This is a genomic window from Streptomyces sp. NBC_01198, assembly GCF_036010485.1.
Lineage (GTDB): Bacteria > Actinomycetota > Actinomycetes > Streptomycetales > Streptomycetaceae > Actinacidiphila.
Window position 1 is genome coordinate 1 of record NZ_CP108568.1, and the last position, 21,391, is coordinate 21,391.

At 67.5% G+C, this 21,391-nt stretch carries 18 protein-coding genes; 7 read left to right on the top strand and 11 right to left on the bottom strand.

All coding sequences use genetic code 11. The annotated features are described in order from the left end of the window. Nucleotides 1-253 precede the first annotated feature (253 nt). Together OG702_RS00005 and OG702_RS00010 are read left to right on the top strand one after the other, a co-directional pair. Complete coding sequence (locus tag OG702_RS00005; protein WP_327286738.1) at nucleotides 254-715, top strand: hypothetical protein; 462 nt, start codon at nucleotides 254-256, stop codon at nucleotides 713-715. Nucleotides 716-961: 246 nt separating this feature from the next. Continuing rightward, on the top strand, nucleotides 962-3,412 hold the full coding sequence (locus OG702_RS00010) for a DEAD/DEAH box helicase (protein WP_327286739.1): 2,451 nt from the start codon (nucleotides 962-964) through the stop codon (nucleotides 3,410-3,412). 289 nt (nucleotides 3,413-3,701) lie between these two features. Here OG702_RS00010 and OG702_RS00015 read toward each other — a convergent pair whose 3' ends face one another. From OG702_RS00015 to OG702_RS00040, 6 genes are all read right to left on the bottom strand, one after another. After that, complete coding sequence (locus tag OG702_RS00015; RefSeq protein WP_327286740.1) at nucleotides 3,702-6,995, bottom strand: hypothetical protein; 3,294 nt, start codon at nucleotides 6,993-6,995, stop codon at nucleotides 3,702-3,704. A 401-nt stretch (nucleotides 6,996-7,396) separates the two neighbouring features. Beyond that, on the bottom strand, nucleotides 7,397-8,092 hold the full coding sequence (locus OG702_RS00020; RefSeq protein ID WP_327286741.1) for a DUF6308 family protein: 696 nt from the start codon (nucleotides 8,090-8,092) through the stop codon (nucleotides 7,397-7,399). A 153-nt stretch (nucleotides 8,093-8,245) separates the two neighbouring features. Beyond that, the gene (locus tag OG702_RS00025) at nucleotides 8,246-9,148 is read right to left on the bottom strand and encodes an IS3 family transposase (protein ID WP_327286742.1); all 903 of its coding nucleotides are present in this window, start codon (nucleotides 9,146-9,148) and stop codon (nucleotides 8,246-8,248) included. A 5-nt stretch (nucleotides 9,149-9,153) separates the two neighbouring features. Further along, nucleotides 9,154-9,462: a transposase gene (locus tag OG702_RS00030; protein ID WP_327286743.1), complete on the bottom strand. Its 309-nt coding sequence runs from the start codon at nucleotides 9,460-9,462 to the stop codon at nucleotides 9,154-9,156. 64 nt (nucleotides 9,463-9,526) lie between these two features. Beyond that, on the bottom strand, nucleotides 9,527-9,853 hold the full coding sequence (locus OG702_RS00035) for a hypothetical protein (protein WP_327286744.1): 327 nt from the start codon (nucleotides 9,851-9,853) through the stop codon (nucleotides 9,527-9,529). 46 nt (nucleotides 9,854-9,899) lie between these two features. Continuing rightward, nucleotides 9,900-10,976, bottom strand: coding sequence for an IS630 family transposase (locus OG702_RS00040; protein WP_327286745.1), 1,077 nt, complete (start codon nucleotides 10,974-10,976; stop codon nucleotides 9,900-9,902). 280 nt (nucleotides 10,977-11,256) lie between these two features. On the opposite strand from OG702_RS00040, the gene OG702_RS00045 reads away from it, so the two are divergent. Further along, entirely contained in the window at nucleotides 11,257-11,919 is a 663-nt protein-coding gene (locus tag OG702_RS00045; RefSeq protein WP_327286746.1) for a hypothetical protein, read from the top strand. A gap of 144 nt (nucleotides 11,920-12,063) precedes the next feature. Here the strand turns inward: OG702_RS00045 and OG702_RS00050 are convergent, their stop codons facing one another. Continuing rightward, nucleotides 12,064-12,843: a hypothetical protein gene (locus OG702_RS00050; RefSeq protein WP_327286747.1), complete on the bottom strand. Its 780-nt coding sequence runs from the start codon at nucleotides 12,841-12,843 to the stop codon at nucleotides 12,064-12,066. Nucleotides 12,844-12,993: 150 nt separating this feature from the next. Between OG702_RS00050 and OG702_RS00055 the strand changes: the two genes are divergently transcribed. Next, a complete protein-coding gene (locus tag OG702_RS00055) occupies nucleotides 12,994-13,200 on the top strand; it encodes a hypothetical protein (RefSeq protein WP_327286748.1) in 207 nt (68 codons plus the stop codon). A 431-nt stretch (nucleotides 13,201-13,631) separates the two neighbouring features. After that, nucleotides 13,632-15,011, top strand: coding sequence for a hypothetical protein (locus tag OG702_RS00060; RefSeq protein WP_327286749.1), 1,380 nt, complete (start codon nucleotides 13,632-13,634; stop codon nucleotides 15,009-15,011). 562 nt (nucleotides 15,012-15,573) lie between these two features. Here the strand turns inward: OG702_RS00060 and OG702_RS00065 are convergent. Next, on the bottom strand, nucleotides 15,574-16,374 hold the full coding sequence (locus OG702_RS00065; RefSeq protein WP_327286750.1) for a hypothetical protein: 801 nt from the start codon (nucleotides 16,372-16,374) through the stop codon (nucleotides 15,574-15,576). Between the two features lie 354 nt (nucleotides 16,375-16,728). Here OG702_RS00065 and OG702_RS00070 point away from each other — a divergent pair, with 354 nt between their 5' ends. After that, a complete protein-coding gene (locus OG702_RS00070; protein WP_442814260.1) occupies nucleotides 16,729-17,685 on the top strand; it encodes an IS5 family transposase in 957 nt (318 codons plus the stop codon). Here OG702_RS00070 and OG702_RS00075 read toward each other — a convergent pair. After that, entirely contained in the window at nucleotides 17,636-18,139 is a 504-nt protein-coding gene (locus OG702_RS00075; protein ID WP_327286751.1) for a hypothetical protein, read from the bottom strand. The genes OG702_RS00070 and OG702_RS00075 overlap by 50 nt on opposite strands. 198 nt (nucleotides 18,140-18,337) lie before the next feature. On the opposite strand from OG702_RS00075, the gene OG702_RS00080 reads away from it, so the two are divergent. Then, nucleotides 18,338-18,595, top strand: a complete 258-nt coding sequence (locus tag OG702_RS00080; protein ID WP_327286752.1) for a hypothetical protein — start codon at nucleotides 18,338-18,340, stop codon at nucleotides 18,593-18,595. On the opposite strand, the gene yczR is transcribed toward OG702_RS00080, so the two are convergent. Both yczR and OG702_RS00090 read right to left on the bottom strand, forming a co-directional pair. After that, complete coding sequence (gene yczR / locus OG702_RS00085) at nucleotides 18,592-20,121, bottom strand: MocR-like transcription factor YczR (RefSeq protein WP_327286753.1); 1,530 nt, start codon at nucleotides 20,119-20,121, stop codon at nucleotides 18,592-18,594. The two genes, OG702_RS00080 and yczR, sit on opposite strands and share 4 nt — an antisense overlap. A gap of 19 nt (nucleotides 20,122-20,140) precedes the next feature. Then, nucleotides 20,141-21,379 (bottom strand): MFS transporter, encoded by a 1,239-nt coding sequence (locus tag OG702_RS00090; protein WP_327286754.1) that lies wholly within the window; start codon nucleotides 21,377-21,379, stop codon nucleotides 20,141-20,143. Nucleotides 21,380-21,391 lie beyond the last annotated feature (12 nt).

Sequence of the window (21,391 nt, forward strand, 5' to 3'; positions counted from 1 at the left end):
CAGCGCTGCGCGCTGGGAAGTGAAAGCGCCCCGCGTTGCGGGGCGGGGCGCGGCAAGCCGCGCCAGGCTGTCTCCGCTTCGCTCCAACAGCCCATAAACGGGGCCGCGTTGCGGCCCCCTGAAGTGCCGCCGGCAAGCCGGCGGTGGGCTCCGCGTTGCGGAGCCCTGGCAGGTCCGCTTCGCTCCCTGCCTATCGGCCGCGTTGCGGCCGGGCTAGCTAGTAGGGGGCGCTTGAGCGGGTGTCTGTTGGGGCATGGTGGTCGTTGTGACTGATGTGTCTCAGCCTCAGGTTCGTTTACAGCTCCATGACTTCGTGCTCGACGCGAAGGACCCGGACGTCATGCGCAAGGTCCTGACGGTGGAAGCGGATGTTCTGACGTTTGACGAGGGCACAGTTACCCTCTGGCTGCGCGGGGTTGAGGTGGCAACCTTCCCTTGGAATGCGGTGCGCGCGGTGGAACTGGCTTCGAGCGCTCCTTCGGCAGCCGCTCGTGCGTACGCAGTGGACGAGGTCAGGAAGCGTCACGGCAATGCGTACCAGCGCTGGACGCAGGAAGATGACCAGCTGCTCGTCGAGCTTCATTCCTCGGGGCATGGCCTCGAGGCTCTTGCTCGACGGCTTTCGCGTCAGCCGAGTGCGATTCGTTCGCGGCTGACGAAGCTGGGGGTGGAAGAGCCTGGGGGCCAACAGGGCTCTCCTGCTCCCCCGTTCTAACGGTGGCTCACTCGTTGCCGGACACAGCCCGGGGGAAGTCGTGCAGTATCCCATGGTCGGCCTCTTGAGTGTGAGTATGCCCTGGTTCCGGTGTGGGTCCCGGGCGGCTTCTGCAACCGTGATGAGAGTGTTCCCGGAGGGCCAAGGTCGTTCGAAGATGAGAGGTCTGCATCATAATGGTGCGGGATAGATTTCTCTCTCAGGGCCTACTGCCCCCGAGGGGCGAAGAGAGGCAGGGCGGATCGTATGGCTAGGCAGCGGCCTCGTCCTCATCAGGTCGAGGCGGTGGACGCGGTAGTGCGCGCGCTGGCTCAGCCGGCGAGTCCTGTGCTCTCGGAGGGCGGGCTGCGCGCTCAGGTCATCGCTGCCACGGGAACGGGCAAGAGCCTTATCGCGGTCGAGGGGGCACGGCGGTTGCGTGCCCGGCGGGTGCTGGTGCTGGTGCCCACTCTTGATCTGCTGGGGCAGATGCTGGACATGTGGCGGGCGGGCGGCCGTGGCGGGCAGATGTTCGGCGTGTGCTCGCAGCGGGAGGGCGCCGGGCTCGGGGTTCCGTGCTCGACTGATGCGGCCCAGTTGGCCGGGTGGCTCAGGGATGCGGACCGGTGCACGGTGTTCGCCACGTATGCGGCGGTGGGGCTCGGGGTTGTCGAGCGGGCGCATGCGGCCGGGGTCGGCCGGTGGGATCTGGTGGTGGTGGATGAGGCGCATCGGACGTCGGGTGCGCTGGGTAAGCCGTGGGCGGCTGTTCATGACAATGGCCGGGTGCCGGCGGTGCGACGTCTGTATATGACGGCGACTCCGCGGTTGTGGGAGGTGCCGGCGGAAGAGCTTACGGATGGTGGGGGGCGGGGGGCCGCCCCCGCGCGGTTGGTGGCGTCGATGGACGATGCGGCGGTTTTCGGGCCGGTGGTGTACCGGCTGACGATGTCGCAGGCGATCGAGCGGGGCCTGATCGCGCAGTACCAGGTGGTGTGTGTGGACATCGCCGACCCCCAGGTCCAAGCCGCGCAGCTGGTCGGTGAGCAGGCCCGGACGGATGCGGTGCGCGGAGTGCGGCTGGCGGCGCTGCAGACGGCTGTGCTGAAGACCGGAGCGGAACACCGGCTGCGCAGGATCTTGACCTTTCACCATCGCACCAGCGAAGCGGAGGCTTTCGCGAGCGGGCTGGGTCGGGTTGCGAAGGCGCTGTGGGAGAGCGATCAGGAGGTATATACGGAGCCGGGGCTGGTGTGGGCCGACTGGTTGTGCGGGGAGCATAAGACGGTGCACCGGCGCCAGGTGCTTGAGGAGTTCTCGACGGGGATCGTGGACGAGACGGTGATGGAGCGCTGTGTGCTGTCGTCGGCACGTGTGCTCGGCGAGGGCGTCGATACCAAGAACTGCGATGCCGTCGTCTTCGCCGATGTCCGGGGGTCCACGCCCGATGTCGTTCAGGCCGTGGGGCGGGCGCTGCGGATGCAGCCCGGGGAGGGCAAGACAGCATCCTTGGTCGTGCCGGTGTTCCTCGGGCCGGGTGAGGAACCGGACGAGATGCTTGTCTCCAGGGCCTATACCGACCTGGCCAAGGTGCTGACCGCGCTGCGCGCACACGACACCGAGGCCGTCGAGCAGCTCGCTGTCCCTCAGGCTCCCAGTCGTCCGACCGCCGGTGGAACCGCGATGGCGGCGGACGGTGAAGGAGGGGTCAGCGGGCCGGCTCAAGGGCTGCTGACCTTCTCCACACCGCGGGATCCGGTGAGACTGGCGGCGTTCATCACCGCGCGGGTCCTCAAGCCTGAAGGCGAATACTGGCGCCGCGGGCTGCAGGCCGCACTTGCCTACTACGAAGACCATGGGCACCTGAACGTTCCCATCGGGCACACGGCGCCCGATGGATTCCCCCTCGGGGCATGGATCGGCCGGCAGCGGCACGCGCACCAGCGCGGGGACCTCGCCGAGGAAAGGGTGCGGCAGCTCGACGAGCTCTCGATGATCTGGTCCCACCACGCGGTGGCCTTCGACGAAGGACTGGCCGCGGCACGCGGGTGGGCCGCCGAGCACGGGCACCTTCTGCCTCCCACCGAAGCCACCTGGCAGGGCTACCCGCTCGGCATCTGGCTCAAGAACCAGCGCGCCGCCGCCCGGCGCCCTGCCCGGTCCCAAGAGGAGGGACGGGCGGACGGTGCGGCAGCAGGTGCCCTGAGTGCGGAACGGCGTCGAAGGCTGGACGATATCTACCCGGCATGGTGCCCCGTGTGGCCAATCGCATGGCAACGCTGCTTCCACCTCGCTCGCACCCACCTCGCCGGTGGCGGGTTCCTGCCCGAGGAGGACGGCCTGCTCATCGTCCAGGGCGAGGACATCGGACGCTGGGCCCGCGTCCAGCGCGCCGAGTGGGACACGCTGGCTCCTCCGCAGCAGTGGCTGCTCACCGAGATCCTCGGCCTCGGACCGCTCGACGAACCGGAGCCGGCTGCTGTTCGGACGCCTGTGCCGCGGCGCAGCCGGGCCGAGATGTGGGCCGACAACCTCACGGCCGCACGCCAATACGCGCAACGCGAAGGACACCTGAACGTACCCCGATCGCACATCGAGAACATCGGCGGTACCGAGCACGCACTCGGCGTGTTCATCGCCAACTCCCGGGCACGCAAGAGCGGCCTCGCGCCCGAGCGGGTCGAGGAACTGACCGTGATCGGCATGAGATGGAACTGACGGGCAAAATGGACTCGCCGATGGATGCCAGTGGCGTGTGAAACGTGCTCGCCGCTGCGCGGGCGTCCTACCTGTCCGAGGTCTCGCCGCACTACGATGAGGTGCTCTGGGACGCCCCCACGTGACGCTCGCATGCAGGCCCTAACGACGTCCTGCCCTGCTCCGAGATCCAAGAACACGGGGATAGGACACCACGGCCGGCGTTCGTTGGAAAGGCATGAACGCTGAGGTTGAGGGTCACGCTGTGCTTGCTCTCCTCCAGTGCGACGGCGGGGTGCCTCGCAGGAGGTCAGTTGGCGGCGTCGTTGAGCAGGGGCGAGAACTGCAGGTATCCGCGGTAGGCGAAGCGGTTGATGATCTCGCCGGCGGTGTCGCGGTGGGCTGCCGAGCGTCGTCCCGCCAGCAGGACCAGGCGGATCTCGTTCTCGCGGGCCTGCGGCACCCAGGTGTGCTGGTCAAGGGTGTGCACCCACGCAGCGAGCAGGTCCAGGGCCGGACCGGGGTCTGTTCCGGCGAGTTCGGCCAGGAAGGAGAAGACCCTCAGGTCTCCGCCCAGGTCGCCCCGTACTGTGAAGGCGGCCTGCAGCTGCTCCAGGCGCCAGGCCATGGTGAAGGCGTCGCTGGTCAGCAGCGCGCCGAGGAGCATCGCGACGTCATCGTTGCGGCGGCCGGTTGCCGTAGCCGGGCGCGGGGTGCCAACGGCGGCCTCCAGGCGCCACGTCCACCAGCGTTGAATCCGCTGCAGCGTCTGGGGCGGCAGGCCGTCACCGCTGCGGAGGGTGCGGGCGACGGAGGAGGCGAGGTCGGCGGCGGTCTCGGCGGAGCAGTGGGCGAAGAAGTCCGCCAGGGTCGTGTCGGGCCCGTCGAGGGTGATCATCCCTGCCAGATACAGGGCGACCAGGTGTTCGCCCAGCCTGCGGTGGAGGTCCTGGCGATGGTTGTCGCTGTCGGGTGCGGTGCGCGCCTGGGCGCGGTAGGTGTTCATCAGCAGGCCGACGGAGGTCTGTTCCAGGTGTGAGGAGTTCAGATGGGCGTTCCAGGCGGCGCGCCCCAGCGTGGTGCCCGTGTCAAACAAGGCGGTGATCTGCGACCGGGCCCATTCCGGGTTCAGGGTGGTCAGCCGCCCGATGTATGCCCCCAGTGCGGTGCCCACCGGGTGCGCGGCGGCAGAGTCCGGCTGGCGGGCTGCTGTCAGCTGCTCATCGAGGAGTGCGAAGGAGGCGGCGGTGTCGCCGTCACGGTCTTTCTGCCAACTGGCCCAGAGGATGAGCGCGCACACCGAGGCTTCGCTGGCCTGGCTCCACCTGCTCGCGCTGTCGTCGGCGGGGCTCGTACCGGTGGGTAGCGGCGCGGGGATACGCACGAGCGTGCTCAGGATGTCGAACAGTTCGTCACCGCAGCTGGTGGGGATGCCAGCGCCGGTGTAAGCCAGTACCGCGAGCCACAAACGGGCCAGTGCGCAGTGCAGTTGGTGGCTGCCGTCGCTGTGAGCGCGCGGCAGGATCTGGGTCGCCAGTTGCACCAGGGGCGGGCAGTCCACCGGCTGCCGCTCCTCGACCGCGCGGGTGAAACCCTCCACGACAGCGGCCAGGTGCTCGTCGCTCAGGTTCGCGAACAGTTGCGCGTCTGCCTGGTAGCGCACGGCGTCGCCGGTCACCGCGGCGCGCAGCCGGAGCGCGAAGTCGGCGGCATCGTTGCCGAACATGGTGCGAGACGGCTTCCACTGCTGGGCGTGGTGGACGAGATCGGCCGCGCTTTTGCCGGCCAGGTCCTCCCCGCCACCGTCGTTGTCGCCGCGCCAGACCATACGCGAGCTGGCGGGCTCGTCCAGCGACTGCGCCGAGCCGAGACGCTCGCTCAGCTCCTGCAGCCGCAGGTTGGGGGCCTCGGGAAGCACGGCGGCCAGCGCCGCGTACCGGTCACGGCGCCACAGGTCCTGCCACTTCTCCACCAGCGCTGCCGACTCCGGGCCGGGCTCCTGGCCAGTGAGGCGCTGCAGCCGCTCGGTGTCCGGACCGGCGTCGATCACCGCCAGTACCCGTCCCAGGTCGGGCGGGGTCAAAGCTGTGGCGTGGGCGCGGGCCAGGCGCAGCCACTCCCGGCTCGCCCCGCCAGTGTCGGCCCACAAAGCGTCAGCCAGCGTCTCCACCACTGGCAGTGCCGCCGCGGTGGCGGAGTGCTCCAGCACATACAGGCGCAGGCGCCGGAAGATCAGCCACGGGTAGGCGTCCAGGACATCGAGCACACCGGTGAGGTCTGCTGCCGCCAGGGGCCGGGCGGTGTCCCGGACGGCCTCGGACAGCAACTCACGGGTGTCGGTGGCGTGCCGGGGGCCGTTGGCCTCCAGATCGCGGAACCACACGCTGGAGATGTCCTCGCGGAACACCAGTGACGGCGTGCCGGGTTCGCCGGGCGCCTCCGGGACTGCAGCCGTACTGCGTTGGGGCGCGTCGGCGTCCACGGCAGAAGACAGCGCGGCGGCCAGCGCCTGAAGCCAGGCAAGACCCGCGTGCTCGGCCAGGGCGGCGTTGTGCTCCTGCAGGAGTTCGGAAAGCTCGTAGGCGTCGATCCCGGTCCGCGCCCGGCCGGTCGCCGCCGCCAGCAGGGCCTGCATCACCTCCACGGCCTGGTCGCGGTGTCCGCCGCGGGCAAGCTGGAAGGCCAGCTGTGCGTACCGCTCGGGGGCGATCAGGTAACTGCTACGGGCGGCTTCGGCGATACGGGGGGCCAACCGCACCGCATCATCGGGTGGAAGGAGCAGCGCCACCTCGACCAGGTTGAGGTTGATCCGCGGATTGGCGGTGGACGGGATCGCCTCGGCCACCCGCAGCGCCTCGTCGGGGGCGGCACCTGCCACGCGCACCAGATACGCCGACGCAGGCCAGGCGGGGAACGCCACCGTGCCGGCCTCGTCATCGACTTCCGGTTCCACCGGGGCCGAGAATAGGCCCGCCTCAGCCAGGTGCCGCAGCCACGCCGCGCTGCCGAGCAGGGAGAAGAACCGCTCCTGCGTCAAGAAGTCCTGGGGGAAGGTCTTGCGCAGCAAGTCGACGTCCCCCTGGTTGGGGGACGTCTTCGCCGCCAATGCCTCCAACCGTTCGATGACCGTGAGATAGCGGGCCTCGAACGCGTCCAGGACCACCTCGAGCATGTCTTCGAACGCCACCAACCGCTCCCGCGTCGGGGCATCCAGCGCAAACAGATCCATGCGGCTCCGGTGAGCATACGCATGCAAGTTCTTCGCCTCGCCCAACCACAGAGCACCCGCGTGGCTGTCTGGGTCGATACCCAAAGACCCAAGGATCCCGTTCACCTGGAACAGGTGCTTCCCACCCTTGGGAATGTCCTTCTCCGGGGTGCGGCGCACCTTATCCGGCAGCAGAACCTCACGTACCGCGCTCTCCAGCTCCCGGAACAGATGCGACACCAGCATCCCGGCCGACACAAGCGGGAGGTCCTGATCGAGCAGTGTGCAGATGTCGGTGAACCAGCCCACCGGGCCCGGCCCGAAGCGGCTCAGCCGACTGCGGATCCGTTCACGACGCCCTGCATCAACCGCGCCCGCCGCCTCCGGTACCTGCACACCAGCGGACCCCTCAGACCCAGACACCTGCGACACCCAGCACCCCCACACCGATCCGCGCCCAAGCCCAAGATTCTCCGCCAGGCACTGCGCCAACTGCCCCACGTTTGGGCTGCAGACAGGTCTCTGTCAGCCAGCCTATCCCCCACGCCACAGCCCCCAGGCGAAAGGCACCACAGATCCCGGGGTCGCCAACCTGAGCTCATCCCTCAGACGCAGTGAGACGCCACAGATGTCTCCCACCACCAGTAGCACGGCGTCGCAGGGGTCGGCGGTGACTCAGTTACGGAGTCGGCGTAGGGCTGGAGCCGAACCCACAGCACCGCCAGGCCGGCCAGCACCCCACACTCCAGCCGAGCCCTCTCCGAGCGTCAGCGCTTGGCCGTCCCTGCGACGGGTCCTCAGGGGCAGCGGTGGCCCGGGGCGGGGTGAGCCATCCATACCGCGACATCGGCGACACGTAGGGCGCTGACCGTCTCGGGCAGGCCCGCGTTCTGCCGCAGGCCAAGGAGCCGGTGGTGCAGGGCTGCGCCGTGCTCGCGCAGGGCGGTGCGCAGATCGGTCCAGAACGACGGCGGGTGGCCGAGCGCACAGCGCACGACCCGGTCGTAGACCGGCAGCAGCCGCGGCCGCTTACGGGCCAAGAGCTTCCCGGCGATCGCCCACCCGACCTTGTACTGGCCCTCCAGCAAGCGCCAGGCCCGGTACGCCGGCGAGCCGTCCGCGATGACCGAGGCATCGGCGTCGGACAGGTCGGTGTCAGAAGGGATGTCTCGCAGCAGTTCGGACAGTTGGGTGCCCAACGGGCCTTCCAGCAGGTCGAGGGCGACGCGCGGAGGGACGGTCACCGACAGGGTCTGCACCGCCACCAGGTCCTCTGCGGTGAACTGGTCCGCGACCTGCCGACGGTCACCCCCGCCCGCCAGGTGCTCGAACCGGCCCCCCGTGAACGCGCCGGCACCTGGGGGCAGGTCGATCGCGAAATAGCGGCGCAGGTCGTCCACCACTCGCTCCGCATCCAGGAAGACTCGCAGGCGCTGCCCCACCACGGACGGTTCCACGCCGGAGGAACCAGGCCCCGCGACGAGCTCGTTCATCTCAGATACCAGTGCCCTCATCTGTGTCAGTTGAGGCCGGTGGCGCCGGCTGGGCCGCCCATACCTCGCTGATCAAGGTGAAGGACGTGGTGAGCATTCCGGACCCCCAGCGTGGGGGCATGAAGTTCCCCCCTGATCTTGGACAGCGGATGCTTACGCTGCGGGGGTGAGGTCGTGCCGCAATCTAGCTCGGGTTTCGAGTGGGGTGAGGTACCCGAACTCGGGGTGCTTGCGGAGCCTGGTGCGGTTGTACTCGACTTCGATGAAGCAGAAGACGTCGGCTCGGGCCGCCTCACGGCTTTCCCAGACGGTGGTGCCGATCTCCGCTTTGAGCAGTCCGAAGAAACTCTCGGCTGCAGCATTATCATAGCATATGCCGGTTCGTCCCATACTCTGCCTCAGATTCAACTCCCTTATCACGGTGCGAAATTCGCCACTGGTGTACTCGCTGCCGCGGTCGGTGTGCATGATGCAGCCGGGCTGCAGGCCGCCGCGGCCGGCAGCCATGCGCAGGGCGTCGGTGACCAGTTCGGCGCGGTGGTGGTCGGCCATCGCATACCCGATCACCTCACGGGTCGCCAGGTCGATGACCGTGGCCAGGTACCACCAGCCCTCGACCGTGGGGAGATACGTGATGTCGCCCACCAGCTTCCGGCCTGGCTCGTATGCGGTGAAGTCGCGGCCGACCAGGTCCGGGGCAGGGGCTGCCTTGGTGTCCTGCTGCGTCAGGTAGCGGCGCCTGCGGCGGGTGACACCGCGAATGTCGCGCTCGCGCATGATCCGCTCGACCCTTTTCCTGTTGATCGCGAGGCCGCCCCGCCGCAGCTCCGCATGGACGCGCGGGGCGCCGTAGGCACCTCGCGAGGTGGCGTGGATCTCACGGATCCGGTCGGTCAACTCGTCTTCGGCGCACTGCCGTTCGGCGGCTGCGGGCCGTGAAGCGAGCCAGGCGTAGTAGGTGGAGCGGTGGAAGCTCAGCACTCGGCACAGCCGGGCGACGCTGTAGCCATCGGGGTTCTCCTCGGTGGCCTTCTCCGCATCGATGAAGCGGCACACAGCGCCTACTTCACGATCTCCTTCGCGAAGAAGGCCGCGGCTTTTACCAGGATGTCGTTCGCCTTCTTGGCCTCAGCCAGCTCGCGGCGCAGGCGCCGCAGCTCCTCACGTTCCTCGCTGGTCAGGGCGCCCGCCGGCCCCTCGCCCTGGTCGATTTTCGCCTGCTTGACCCAGCCACGCAACCCCTCGGGGCTCACTCCCAGTTCCCGGGCGATCTCGGTGACGTTCCGATGCGGCGACGACCGGACGAGCGCGACCGCGTCCCGCTTGAACTCGGCCGTGTACCGCTTGCTCATGTTGCTCTTGCCACTCAACTTGGACTGCTTCCTCCGGGACGAACCGTCCCAGTATCAGGCTGTCCAACTCACTGGGGGAACTTCACCCTCCCGGCAGATCAGCGACGACATCCACCAGCACGCCCGGGGTCTTCTCACCACGGACGCCGAAGTCATCGCCGTGCCGCACGCGTTCACGGGAGCGGACCTGCATGCGGCGCGCACGGTGGCGGACAGTGACCCGCGCCTGAAGGCCGCAACCGTCCACGCAGCGAACGGCAGGATCGCCCAGTACCTGGCCGGGGTTCCCGCGCTCCTGGAGCGCTGCCGGCACGCCGAGGCGCCAACTGAGGCAGTCCTTAAGGCAGCCGCTGACCTTTGCCGCTATGGCCACGACCCGGAGAACCTGCCGTACGCCCTGCTTGGACACGCGGCCAGTGCCTACTTCGGCAGGGAGGAGTGGGACGGACTTCCGCCTAGTGTCGCGTGAATGAAGTCCTTGGACGCTTGGGGGTTGCGTGTTCGAGGACTTCGTCGGCAGTTTTGGTCCATGTGAATGGCTGGCAGCGGTCGTTGTAGGCGTCGATGTACCGGCGGATGGCGTCGGTGAGGTCGGCGACCGAGGTGAAGGTGCCGCGGCGTATGGCCTGGCGGGTGATGATGCCGAAGAAGATCTCGACCAGGTTCAGCCAGGAGCACGAGGTCGGGGTGAAGTGCAGCGTGATCCGGGGGTTCTTCGCGAGCCATGCCTTCACGCGGGGGTGCTTGTGGGTGGCGTAGTTGTCGGCGACGACGTGCAGTTTCACCCTCGGGTGGGCTTTGGCGACCTGCTTGAGGAAGCGCAGGAACTCATCGCTGCGATGCCGGTTGTAGCAGGCGTCGGCGGTGATCTTCCCGGTGGCGACCTCCAGGGCCGCGAACAAGGTGGTGGTGCCGTGCCGGACGTAGTCGTGGGTGCGCCGCTCGGCCAGGCCCGGCCGGACCGGCAGCATCGGGGCGGTCCGGTCCAGCGCCTGGATCTGGCTCTTCTCGTCGACGCAGACCACTACGGCCTTCTCCGGCGGGGCCAGGTACAGCCCGACCACGTCGCGGACCTTCGCCTCAAGCTCCGGGTCGGTGGAGAACTTGAAGGTCTCGCTGCGCCAGGGCTGGATCTTCCACTTGCGCCACACTTTGGCCACCGCGACGTTGGACAGTCGCAGCTCGGCGGCGAGCAGCCGGGAGGACCAGTGGGTCACGCCGAGCTTGTCCGGCGGGCCTTCCAGGGTCCGCACCACCACTTCTGTCTCGTCCACCGTGCCGGGCCGGCCCGAGCGCGGCCGGTCCTCCAGCCCGGGCAGGCCGGCCGAACGGTAACGGCCCCGCCAGGTCACCACCGTCTGCCGGGACAGCTCAAGACGCCGCGCGATCTCGGTGTTCGAAGCGCCTTCCGAGGCCAGGAGCACGATCCGGGCCCGCATCACCAGCCCCGACGGGGACGACGGCGAGCGGATCCACGAGCGCAGGACCTCACGGTCCGCATCGGAGACGACCAGCGGCAGGGCGACAGGCATACGCCATTCAACCGCACACCAAGCCACCGTCCAAGAACTTCATTCACGCGACACTAGCTGGTTCGAGGACGCTCTTACGTACCTCGGCCGGGACTGCCTGGGCGTCCCGGGACCTCTCGTCCGGCGGCGTCCCCTCCCAGGCCGCCCTGATGAGGCGTGCTACCGCCTGGCCGGTGTCCTGGTGCGGTGGGCCAATTCCGGGCGGGGCTGGGGCTTTCCCCCGGAAGGCTTCTGGAAGGCGGCAGCGCTGCACGCGCGGACCCCCGCCGACCGGTTCGCCATGGGGGAGGAAGCCCACGAGTACGGCCGCTACCGCTACGCCGCCCTCCTGTTCGAGCTGGCCGCCCAGGACGGCCACCCAGGGGCATGGAAGCACCTGGTCGAGTTCCTTGAGATCCTGGGCCGCGCGGATGACGCCACGGCCGTCGCGCAGCGCAGCGGACAGCCACACCTCCCACAGGAGCTCACCGAGCTCCGGAACTCTATAGAGACGATCGCGTTTGCGTGGACTCGAAGGCAGTGGTCGGAGACCTCTGCCCCTCAGCCGAGTGCGGTGGAGTTGGAGATGCGCCGACTGCAGGAGGCCGGCCGCTGGGACGAAGCCGTTGAGTACGCCATGAACGCTGCCCGCGAAGGTGACATCGAGGGCCTGGAGGAGGCCCTCCGGCTCTTGGAGGAAGCCGGGCAGCGCGAACGAGCCGAAGGCATCGCGATCAGCCACACGAGTATCCCCTACCTTCTCGGGGATCTTGTCCAGATGCGCGTACGGGCAGGAGATCAGGCGGGAGCCGAGCAGGTAGCTCGCGAGGCCGTGAACGGCGGCCACCCGGACGCACTGCATGAGCTTGCCCGAGTGCGGGAGAGCGCCGGGCGTCCCGACGAGGCCATGGCGATCAGACGGTACGGGCTGACAGCGGACGGATCTCCGTCTGCTCCGTGGTGACACCGGGGTTCCTTGCCCTCGCGCGACGCCGCGGGGGTACTCAGGCTTGGTGTGTCACTGACGAGCGGGGCACGTCTGTGCTGATTGACGCTTCCCCAGCAGTGATCATTTCTTGAGGCCCTGCCCGTGCAAGAGGCCTCAGTTTTATTCGAGGCTACGCAGCCGCTTCTCAGGGCCAGTCAGACAAAGCATCTCAATGTTCCGCTCGTCTCTCCCGAGAATATTTCCAAGTTCAGCCAATGTCTCATCGTCAAGAAACGACGGATTCGCCCTAAGCGCCTTAACGATGTTAGCAATTTGTTGAGGGATGAGCTCGCCAACTGTGCGTTTCAGTTCCACAAGGCCGTCATCGTCTTTGATGTGGACATTGGAAACTATTCTTACCTGCTCCTCGCTGAATGCCTTAGCCACAAGAGCCAGCAGGAGGCACGCTCGCGCTTCTGCGCTACTCATGCTGACTCTATACACATCGGGCAGAGTAACCACTTCTTGCGAGGAATCTATGACTGTAGCCTCACCCACAGTCGACGCCTCGTCAGTGGCAGGTTGGCTACCGACCACGCGAGTTCTAGAAAGTCTGTTCCACTGAGACTTGATGATCGGAAGTGCCTTGTTCCACCATCTCTTGACGTGTGGGTAGGCCTCGGCGACAAGAATAAGCAGTTCAACGAGATCAGAGATCGCCTCGGCAAGGTCGTCGTGCTTGTCTGAGCGTGAATCCGAACTGTTCTCGTCGGTGACGTAGATGAAAACTGGCGGCGGGTCAGTTAGTGGATCTTCTTCGTTCTCATCGTCGGGAATGAACGTGCCGTGGTCTACCAGGCGTCCTTGGCCGTCGTAGAGATTTTGATGGAGACCGCCGTCCTTTGATCTCCCAGGAGTCAGGCCATCAGAGTATTCAAAACGACCCTTGATACTAGGCATTTGACACCTCCCGCCTGCAGGCGCGCGGCCGTTCGGCGAGGGCGATCAGTTCATCGGGAGCCATGCTCCGACTGTACTTGCGACCGCCGACCTTCCCGCAGGGAACCGCAATGTTCATTGACGGGCCTCGGTGACGTTCGTGGCGCACCAGTGGGTTGGCTCGCTTCGATTGAGCCGCACTCGGCGGAAGCCGTTCTTTTCGATCTTGAGGTGGACGCGGCGGCCGAGGGTTCAGCTCTGGAAGCCCCACGCTGCGGCGCCGACCCGTTGAACCGGCCCACTGCCATGTACGGCTTCGACGCCAACCGGCGCCGCCTCAAGCTCACCTTGAATGATCTCGTGGTCAGCCGATCCTGAACGACGTGTGCACATCCGCCGACGGTCGCTGGCCCGACCTCGGCACCCGCAGCCGGAGCACGGCTCTCCTCGCCGTCTTCGTCCTTCCACTCCTCCGTAACCCGTCATCAGTGTCCTCGAAGTCGTACGACACCGCGGGATGCCCGTGACCGTAGTGCACTGCAACCCGGGCTAGATCGACGGAGAGTTCACCGACCGGGCGCGTGGGCCTCGCTGACGTTATGTCCACACCTTAGGAGCGCGATCACTGGATTAGCAGCTCAGCGTATTACGCAGGCAGTCGTCCTTAGCGGATTCGTCAGATCGCCATCGCTCCCTCCAAGCCGGGGGCGGGTGGGCGACCGCACACCGGGGCGTCACGCGCTTCACGCTGGCAGGGGCGGCCTGTGACGGCTGTATTGAGTGGCGTCGCTCTGGACACAAACGGGACGATGACCTTGATCGTGGGACGTCGAGGTCCTGGCAGCTGTGGCCAGCGACCCTCGACGTCGTCGAAGTGGCTGGAGGCCATCGTGTGGGAACAGAGCATCGGGACCTTCCCCGTGGACTTCACCGAGCAAGGCAACGAGTGGGCTCACCACCTTGGGAACGCCATGGGCGGAGGTTTTCGCAGCATCAGCGGCGCTGACAGCCACGGCGGCCCGGTGGAAATGGGGCCGCCCCTCGACGACTCCATGACGAGCATCTTGCGCGTCCGTCCTCACCCCGACGGCATCAGCTGCACGGTCGTCGGCGGCGTCGGCACCCCGTCATCGGACCAGGTAGACCCCTGGCGGACTGGCGCGCGGAAGGCCTTGGGCGAGATTGGGCACCACCAGCGGACTCACATATGGGATGCGCTCGTTGGGGTCAGCCCGTCCGCCGTACAGGGATTCCACCCCTTGGGGCAGATCAGGGCGACAGACGTAGGGCCGCTGACCCTCGCCCCCGGTGGTGTCCACATGCGCGAGTTCCGAGGGCAGGACCGAGTCGACTCGCAGTTCATCACGATCTCCCGCAGCTTCCCCGTCGTCGTCACCGGTCAGGTCGAGACTTACCACTGGGACCCCGTTGTCCCAGTCGCTCAGGCGCATTTGCGCCGTCTCTGCGCTCTCCTGACGCTGCACCGGAGGCAGCTGTGGGAGCCCCGGACGCTCCCCTGGCCTCAGGGCCCCGACGGGTCGGTTCTGAAGATCCCGACTTCGGTCGGTCCCGAATTCCCGAGCCCGCACGGGGAGGAGTGGACCGGGGAGGTCCCTCCGGGGACAGGAAACTGGAGGCTGCCGCCGTGGGTGCTTGGGGCGTGGGAGAGGCTGGACGGCGACCCCGAACTCGAGACCGCGCTCAGCGCGTACTACGAGGCCGTACGCCTGGGGAGACGTCATCCGTCGCTCTCGCTGCTCACCTTCGTAGCCGCGATCGAGGGCGTCGGTATGAGGTCCGTCCCTGACTCCATGTGCGACTGCCATCCCGAGTGCAAGCACCGCAAGGGAGTTGCCGAGAAGCGGTTCCGGAAAGCACTCAAGACCGTGCTGACGCAAAAGCAGGTGAAGGAGCTCGCGGGCCCGCTGTACGACCAGCGCTCGCATACGGGGCACCGAGGGACGCTGTTCGGATCGGAGCAGGTCCTCGGCTACGGCGGCCACGCGGGGCCTTTCCAGGCCAACCCGTACTTCCAGTTCGAGGCGGTGCAGCTTGGCCGACTGGCACAGGTCGCCAATGACGTTCTGGTCAAGGTGTTGATTGAGCCGGCAGTGGACCCGGGCCATAGCCGACCGAATCGGACCTCGCTCACCCACGTAGAGAAGAAGGAAGAGGAATCTGCATGGTGACCTGCGGGACATGCCATCATCCGGGCTCGCACGCGTCCGTCAGACCTCCTACTCAACAAGGCGTCCGACTAGCCCTGAACAGGGCAAACCTACCGAACCTAACCGCGCAGGCATAACCAAATCCTGCAACGATCACCACAATCCGAAACGATCACCACACTCGCAGCCCAGCACCCACCTCGACTCCCCCGTCCTACGAAAACCCCCGCTCAGAACAACACCACATCACAGGCCAAAATCCCGAAACGATCACCAGATCCGCAGGCCAGAACACCACTCGCTCAGTGATCAACAGCGGATTTGTCACAGCAACAAGCGGATCGATGCCGCGCTGGCCGAGGCGGCACGGGGACGCGCGGGAGCACCTGACGGCGCCGGCCTCGTGCCCGCGACCACGTGATCACACGCGGACACCGGGAGCCGGTGCGACGGTCAGCATCGAGGCGTCAACTCCGTTCAGCGGGGGGTCAGTTCCCAGGGGACCGAGTTCACTCGTCCGCGACGGCAGGGGCCATCGGGAAGCCGGTCAGGCGCAGTTGAGCTGCCGGGGCGCCTGTGCGCGTCAGCCGCGTCGTTGCCACCAGCGCCGCTTCAGTTCGGGTTCCTGAGGATTCGGTCCGTCCGTCTCGGGAACTGACACGGCTGCCGGAGCGAGGGCGCGCAGGGCGGTGCGGACGCGGTCAAAGGTTGCGATCGGATGATGACCGTCGCCGGCCAGTACCACTCCTGCACAGACCAGCTTGAAGCTGTCCCCGCCGAGCTGGGCGCCGATGAACACCGGTGCGCCGACACACCCCTGCGGTACGTCGCCGACCCAGCGGACGCCGCCGCTTTCGGTACGCGTGACGGCACCGACCACGACGACCAGGTCCCGGGCACCCGTCTCGGCTCCGACTTCGTGGCCCAATAGATAGGCCGCGACAGGCTCCGCGCCGAGGACGGCAATGTCCTCCTCCTTGGCCGCCATGCCGTCGGTGATCTCGTCGGTCGTCCAGCTCCACCCCTTGCGAGCGCCGTGCGCGTGCAGCCCGGCGGTGGGCATGACTGCGACGCCCAGGTCCTCAAGGTGGGTCCACCCCGCGGCAAAGTCGACCATCATCAGCTTCTCCGCGCTCATCGCCGGATCGCACAGGTCCGGCCGGAGGGTGAACTCGGCAATCTCGAACCGAGTCGGCCCGCCGGCGGTCACGAGGTACTGCCGGATGGCCTCGCCTTCGTCTGTGGTCTCCACGAGCTCGTTGAACCAGAAGGCCGTCGCGTGCTGTTCCTCCCGGTGCGCCCGCTGGAAGGGAAGCGTCGCGCGGCTCGCGTGGTCGATGATGGCGTCGATGGTCGCGCCCTGAACGTTCGGAAGGTCAGACACGCCTCGGGAGCCTAGCGAACGGTCGAGGCCAGCTCCCCGCCAGGCCGGCCGTCTACCGGCACCGGCCGGATCGGGCGCCCTTCGGCGCCCCTCGGCCGGCTTCTGCGATTTCTACGCCGCCGGCCGCACCCAAGTCCGCCTCGCCCTCTGCAAGGAACAGGACATCCTCACTGAGGCCGCATCGAGGCTCCGCAAGGCCTTCAACGGCTGAGAAGGCGTCCTCTTACCGTGTGGGTTGGTGCTGGTGTTCGGAACGGCGTGATGGATCGGGTGAGTTGATCGTCTTCCGCGCATGAAAGAAGGGCCTCCTGGTAGTACGCGGGTGTCGAATCCGTTGGCACCACAGGAGGCCCCGTGTCGCAGTTGTACGTGGTCGGATCCGCGCAGTCCAGTTGGCCGGCCCGGGAGTGTGACTGTCTCGCGCACCGGTTCGGGAACGCGGCCGACCATCCCGGCCGCCGGCTCCGCTACGGCAGCGACATGACGGACGCGGAGTGGGCGGTGGTCCGGGCCGTGCTGCCGGTGCCGGCGTGGATGGACGGGCGCGGCGGCCGTCCGGAAGGCTATTGCCACCGCCAGATGCTCGATGCGATCCGCTACCTGGTCGACAACGGTGTGAAGTGGCGGAACCTGCCCGCGGACTTCCCACCCTGGAAACGCGTCTACGCGTTCTTCTGCCGCTGGCGTGACAACCAGCTGATCGGTGAACTCCACGACCGGTTGCGCGAGCAGGTGCGCGCGTCGGAGGGCCGCAACACCGAACCGACCGCGGCCGTGATCGACTCGCAGTCGGTCAAGGCCGACGCCACCGTCAAGAACGACTCGCGCGGCTTCGACGGCGGCAAGAAGATCAACGGCCGCAAGCGGCACCTTGTCGTGGACTGCCTCGGGCTGCTGCTGGCCGCGGCTGTCACCCCGGCGTCCACCACCGACCGGGACGCCGCCACAGCGATACTGCCCGCACTGCGCAACCGCTTCCGGACCCTACGGCTGGTCTGGGCCGACAGTGGCTACACCGGTCACCTCGTCGACTGGGCCGCCAACACGCTCGGCCTCACCCTGGAGATCGTCAAACGCACCGACAACCTGCACGGTTTCCATGTCCTGCCCCGCAGATGGGTCGTGGAACGAACCAACGCCTGGCTGATGCGCTCCCGCCGCCTGACCCGCGACTACGAGACCCACACCACCAGCGCCCAGGCCGTGATCCTGTGGTCCATGACCATGCTCATGAGCCGCCGCCTGGCCCGCCGCACCACCACTATCCGGCAGCAGCACCCAGCCCAGACGGCGACGGCGACGGCAGCGTGAACACACCCGGCCGGTCCTCACACAGCCAGCCCCGTTCCACCAGCCGCTTCATCCTGCCCCGCACGCCCTCGACCCGCGAGGCCAGGCCCGTGTCCCAGCCCAGATGCACCGCCGCCTGCTTCGCCGTCAGCCCCGGCCCACCCGGGCCGTCGAAGGCCTCCATGATCCGCCGGTAGTCCTGCCCCAGAACCTGAACCGACACCCCGCTGTCCCTGCGGGCCACCAACCTGCGCGGCTCACGCCCAGCACGCGACACCGCCCCCCCGGCCGCAGCCGGCCCGCCGTGCTCCGCAACGACAGGCACCGCATCACAAGTCCCGGCCAGCGCCTCGAGATACTCCTCCAGGCCGATCGCCCGACGCCGCAGCACCTCCTCCGCCCGCACGAGGTCGGCCCGGAGCTCCTCAACCCGCACCAGGGCGGCCTTCTCACGACCTTCCAGCACTGCCCGCATCGATGGCATCCACGACCTCCACACCCGCCAGGAGAACACGACACGACCAGCCTGCCCCAGCCCCACAGACATCACCCCTGACCTGCGGAAACCCACACATCAGATGCGGAAAGAGGACACCTTCTGACCCGGTGGGAGGCTCTCGCCGTCGGGGCAGGACTGAACGCGCGCGGAGTCATCCAAATCGTCATCGCAACTGTGGGACTGCATCTGGGCGTCCTGACCGGCCGGACTTACACCGTCATCATCCTTGTGGCCATCTCCACGTCCGCCATGGCCCCGCCGCTGATCCGTATCGCCATGCGACACATCGACCACGCGGTTGAGGAGCGGCTGCGACTTCGCGATGCGGTCCCAGCCCCCGCGGCTGACACGCTTCGCCCCGCCCTGAAGCGCGACGCCGCCGCTGTTGACCGTGACGTGCCTGTTCGGACCGAGTCGATGCCCGAGCTTTAGGCGATCCATTGAGGGCGGCGGTGACTGGAGCGGCAGGGATCCTCGCCGTGGGCTTCGGCGAGGAGCCGGGCGGCCTCACGGAGCACGGAGGGGGGCAGGGTGTAGGGGATGCGTAGGCGTGTCTCGCAGACGCCTGGATCGGCCGAGAACCAGGAGCCGCTCTCGATCCGCACGCCCAGGCCACCGGCCCGCTCCGCGATCACAGAGGCTGCGGGCCGGCCCACGTCCACCCACAGCGACAGCCCACCCTCGGGTTGCCGCCACGACCAAGAAGGCAAGTGCTCCTTGAGAGCTGCTTGGAGCTCGGCGCGCTGCGCACGCAGTTGCTCCAGCCGCGAAGGGAGGAGATCACCTCGGCGTCCGAGCAGGTGCTGTGCTAGGAGCTGATCCACAACCGAACCCCCGAGGTCGGTGGCGATGCGATACGAGGCCAGTTCGTCGATGAGGTTGGCCGGCGCGCGGAGCCATCCGACCCGTAGCCCCGCCCAAAAGGACTTACTCATCGAGCCGATAGTGATCATTCGGCTGCTTTCGGCGGGTGAGGCGTGGCAGGCGAACGACGTCGGCGGCGCCACGTCGAGGGCGAGGTCGGCCAGGGTTTCGTCGACCAGGAGCCAAGTCCCGGTGCGCTGCGCCGTGCGCAGAATCCGCGTGCGCGTCTGGGCAGGCATCACCAGTCCAGTTGGATTGTGGAAGTCGGGGATCAGAAAGGCCGCGTGAGGGACGGTTTGCCGCAATGTGGCGTCCATGATGTCTGGATCCCAGCCGTCCGGTCCGACGGGAACCGTCACGGCGTGAAGACACTGCCGACGCAGCGCCTCCAGGGCGTTGGGGTAGGTCGGTGTCTCCACCAGGACCCTGTCTCCAGGAGAGCACAGCAGCCCCAGGGCGAGGCTTACTGCGTGCTGCGCACCGGAGGTGATCAGGATCTGCTCCGGGATGGTGGCAAGCCCGCGCTCGGTGAAGTGTGCGGCGACCATGGCTCGCAGATCAGGCAGCCCGTAGGGGTGGTAGCCCGGGGTTGGGGACTGTGCGATCAGCTGCTGGGCAGTTGATCGCAATGCCTCGGCGAGCTCCTGTGGCGGGAGCCCGGGCGAGGCTCGGGCAAGGTCGATCACGCTGTCCTCCGCGCGGACAGTGCGGGCGACGTTGGTGGGCGTGCGTCCCTCAGGCAGGGATGTGAAGGTTCCCGAGCCGCGGTGGCTGCGGGCGAAGCCGGTCTCTTTCAGAAGGTTGTAGGCGTAGTTGACCAGGGTGCGGCTGGCTCCCAGAGCCTGTGCGAGCGCCCGTTCGGAGGGCAGCCTGACGTGCAAGGCGATCCGCCCGTCCAGAACAAGCTGGCTGATGGCCTGTGCAAGCAGACGATAGGGGGTGTCGCGTCCGTGCAGGGCTGGCAGCAGCGAAGCGAGCTGTCCGCTCCCCAACGCCTGCTGGGCTTGGGGAGCCGGGGCCGGTCGCGGATTTGGACTGCGCATGGCTCGCCTTTCGAGCGGAGGAACACCCAGAAGAACGGTCAGTTGCTGCAAGGCGTCCCTGTGTAGGCCGTCAGGTCGATGGTCGAATGGCCGTCCTCCACAGGACCGCCCCAAGGGCACTCATGGCGAAGAGCGCCAGGATGCTGAAGTCGGGGACGAAGCTGCCAGTCGAGTCCTTGAGTAGTCCCAGCCCCGGAGGGACCAGGATCACCGCGATCTGGTTGACAGCCATGGCAAGGCCGAGGGCAAACCCCGACTTCCCTGGTGGCGAGCAGTCCGCCACGTAGGCGACCCACGGTCCGTACCAGCCGAATCCGAAGAACCCCAACCAGGCCACCAGCCCACCGACGAATAACGCCGAGTGCAAAGGAGCGACGGCCCACACGAGCAGCCCGGTTGCGGCACAGCTCATACAGGTCAGCACTGGAACCAGACGGCCGGTGCTGCGATCACTCCACGCGGCCAGGACGATACGACCGACCACACCGCAACCGAGCATCAGCAGAAGGAACGAGGCGGCCTGACCCACCGGCATCGACGCCTTGGTGTGGAGGTATAGCTCCGTCAGCAGCGACAGTCCGTACTGGAGTGACGTCATGCTGACCCCCGACAAGATGATGGTGATCATTGCTGGTGCCCGAGCCACTTCGAAACGGGCTGCCAACTGCACCCGCAGCGAAGCGCTGCGGGACGCATCCGCCGACGGGAGATCTGGCGAGCGGTAGAAGCCCATGAACACCGCACCGCCTACCAATGCCAGTGCGCCGGAGGCCACAAGCGGTGCCCGCCATCCGTAGGATCTCGCCAGCCAAGGGAGCAGGGCCGCCGCCAGCGCACCTCCCAGGGGCAGGCCTGCCTGCCGGATACCCATCGCGAAACCGCGCTGCGACGTCGCGAACCAAGAGGCTACCGACTTGCTGCCGCCGGGCTGAGCTGTGCTGTATCCCGCCCCCACGACCAGCAGACCCACCAGCAGCCACCCGTACCCCGGTGCGGCGCTCCCTCCCAGCAGCCCCGCGCCCACGATCACGCTGCCCGCGCCCACGACCCATCGCTCCGGGTAGCGGTCCAGCAGCTCGCCTGCCACCAGAAGTCCGGCCAGCGGCACCAGCTGCGCCGCGGTGACCAGCAGCCCGATCTGCGTAGTGCTCAGATGCATTTCCCGCTGCAGGTAGACGGTGATCGAGCCGAGCCCTTGGACGAAGAAGCAGGCACACGCCTGGGCGAACGTCGCTATCACCAGGACCACCCAGCGATAGCCGGACCGCCGAGCGCTGCGTGATCGCTCCGCGTGTTCCGTGACAGTCACATCGAACTCCCG

Excerpts from the sequence above, each read along its gene's own strand:
- OG702_RS00045 (WP_327286746.1), top strand. The coding sequence starts at position 11,257 with ATGGGGGAGGAAGCCCACGAGTACGGCCGCTACCGCTACGCCGCCCTC.
- OG702_RS00050 (WP_327286747.1), bottom strand. The coding sequence starts at position 12,843 with ATGCCTAGTATCAAGGGTCGTTTTGAATACTCTGATGGCCTGACTCCT.
- OG702_RS00060 (WP_327286749.1), top strand. The coding sequence starts at position 13,632 with ATGACCTTGATCGTGGGACGTCGAGGTCCTGGCAGCTGTGGCCAGCGA.
- OG702_RS00075 (WP_327286751.1), bottom strand. The coding sequence starts at position 18,139 with ATGCGGGCAGTGCTGGAAGGTCGTGAGAAGGCCGCCCTGGTGCGGGTT.
- OG702_RS00040 (WP_327286745.1), bottom strand. The coding sequence starts at position 10,976 with ATGCCTGTCGCCCTGCCGCTGGTCGTCTCCGATGCGGACCGTGAGGTC.
- OG702_RS00005 (WP_327286738.1), top strand. The coding sequence starts at position 254 with ATGGTGGTCGTTGTGACTGATGTGTCTCAGCCTCAGGTTCGTTTACAG.
- OG702_RS00020 (WP_327286741.1), bottom strand. The coding sequence starts at position 8,092 with ATGAACGAGCTCGTCGCGGGGCCTGGTTCCTCCGGCGTGGAACCGTCC.
- OG702_RS00010 (WP_327286739.1), top strand. The coding sequence starts at position 962 with ATGGCTAGGCAGCGGCCTCGTCCTCATCAGGTCGAGGCGGTGGACGCG.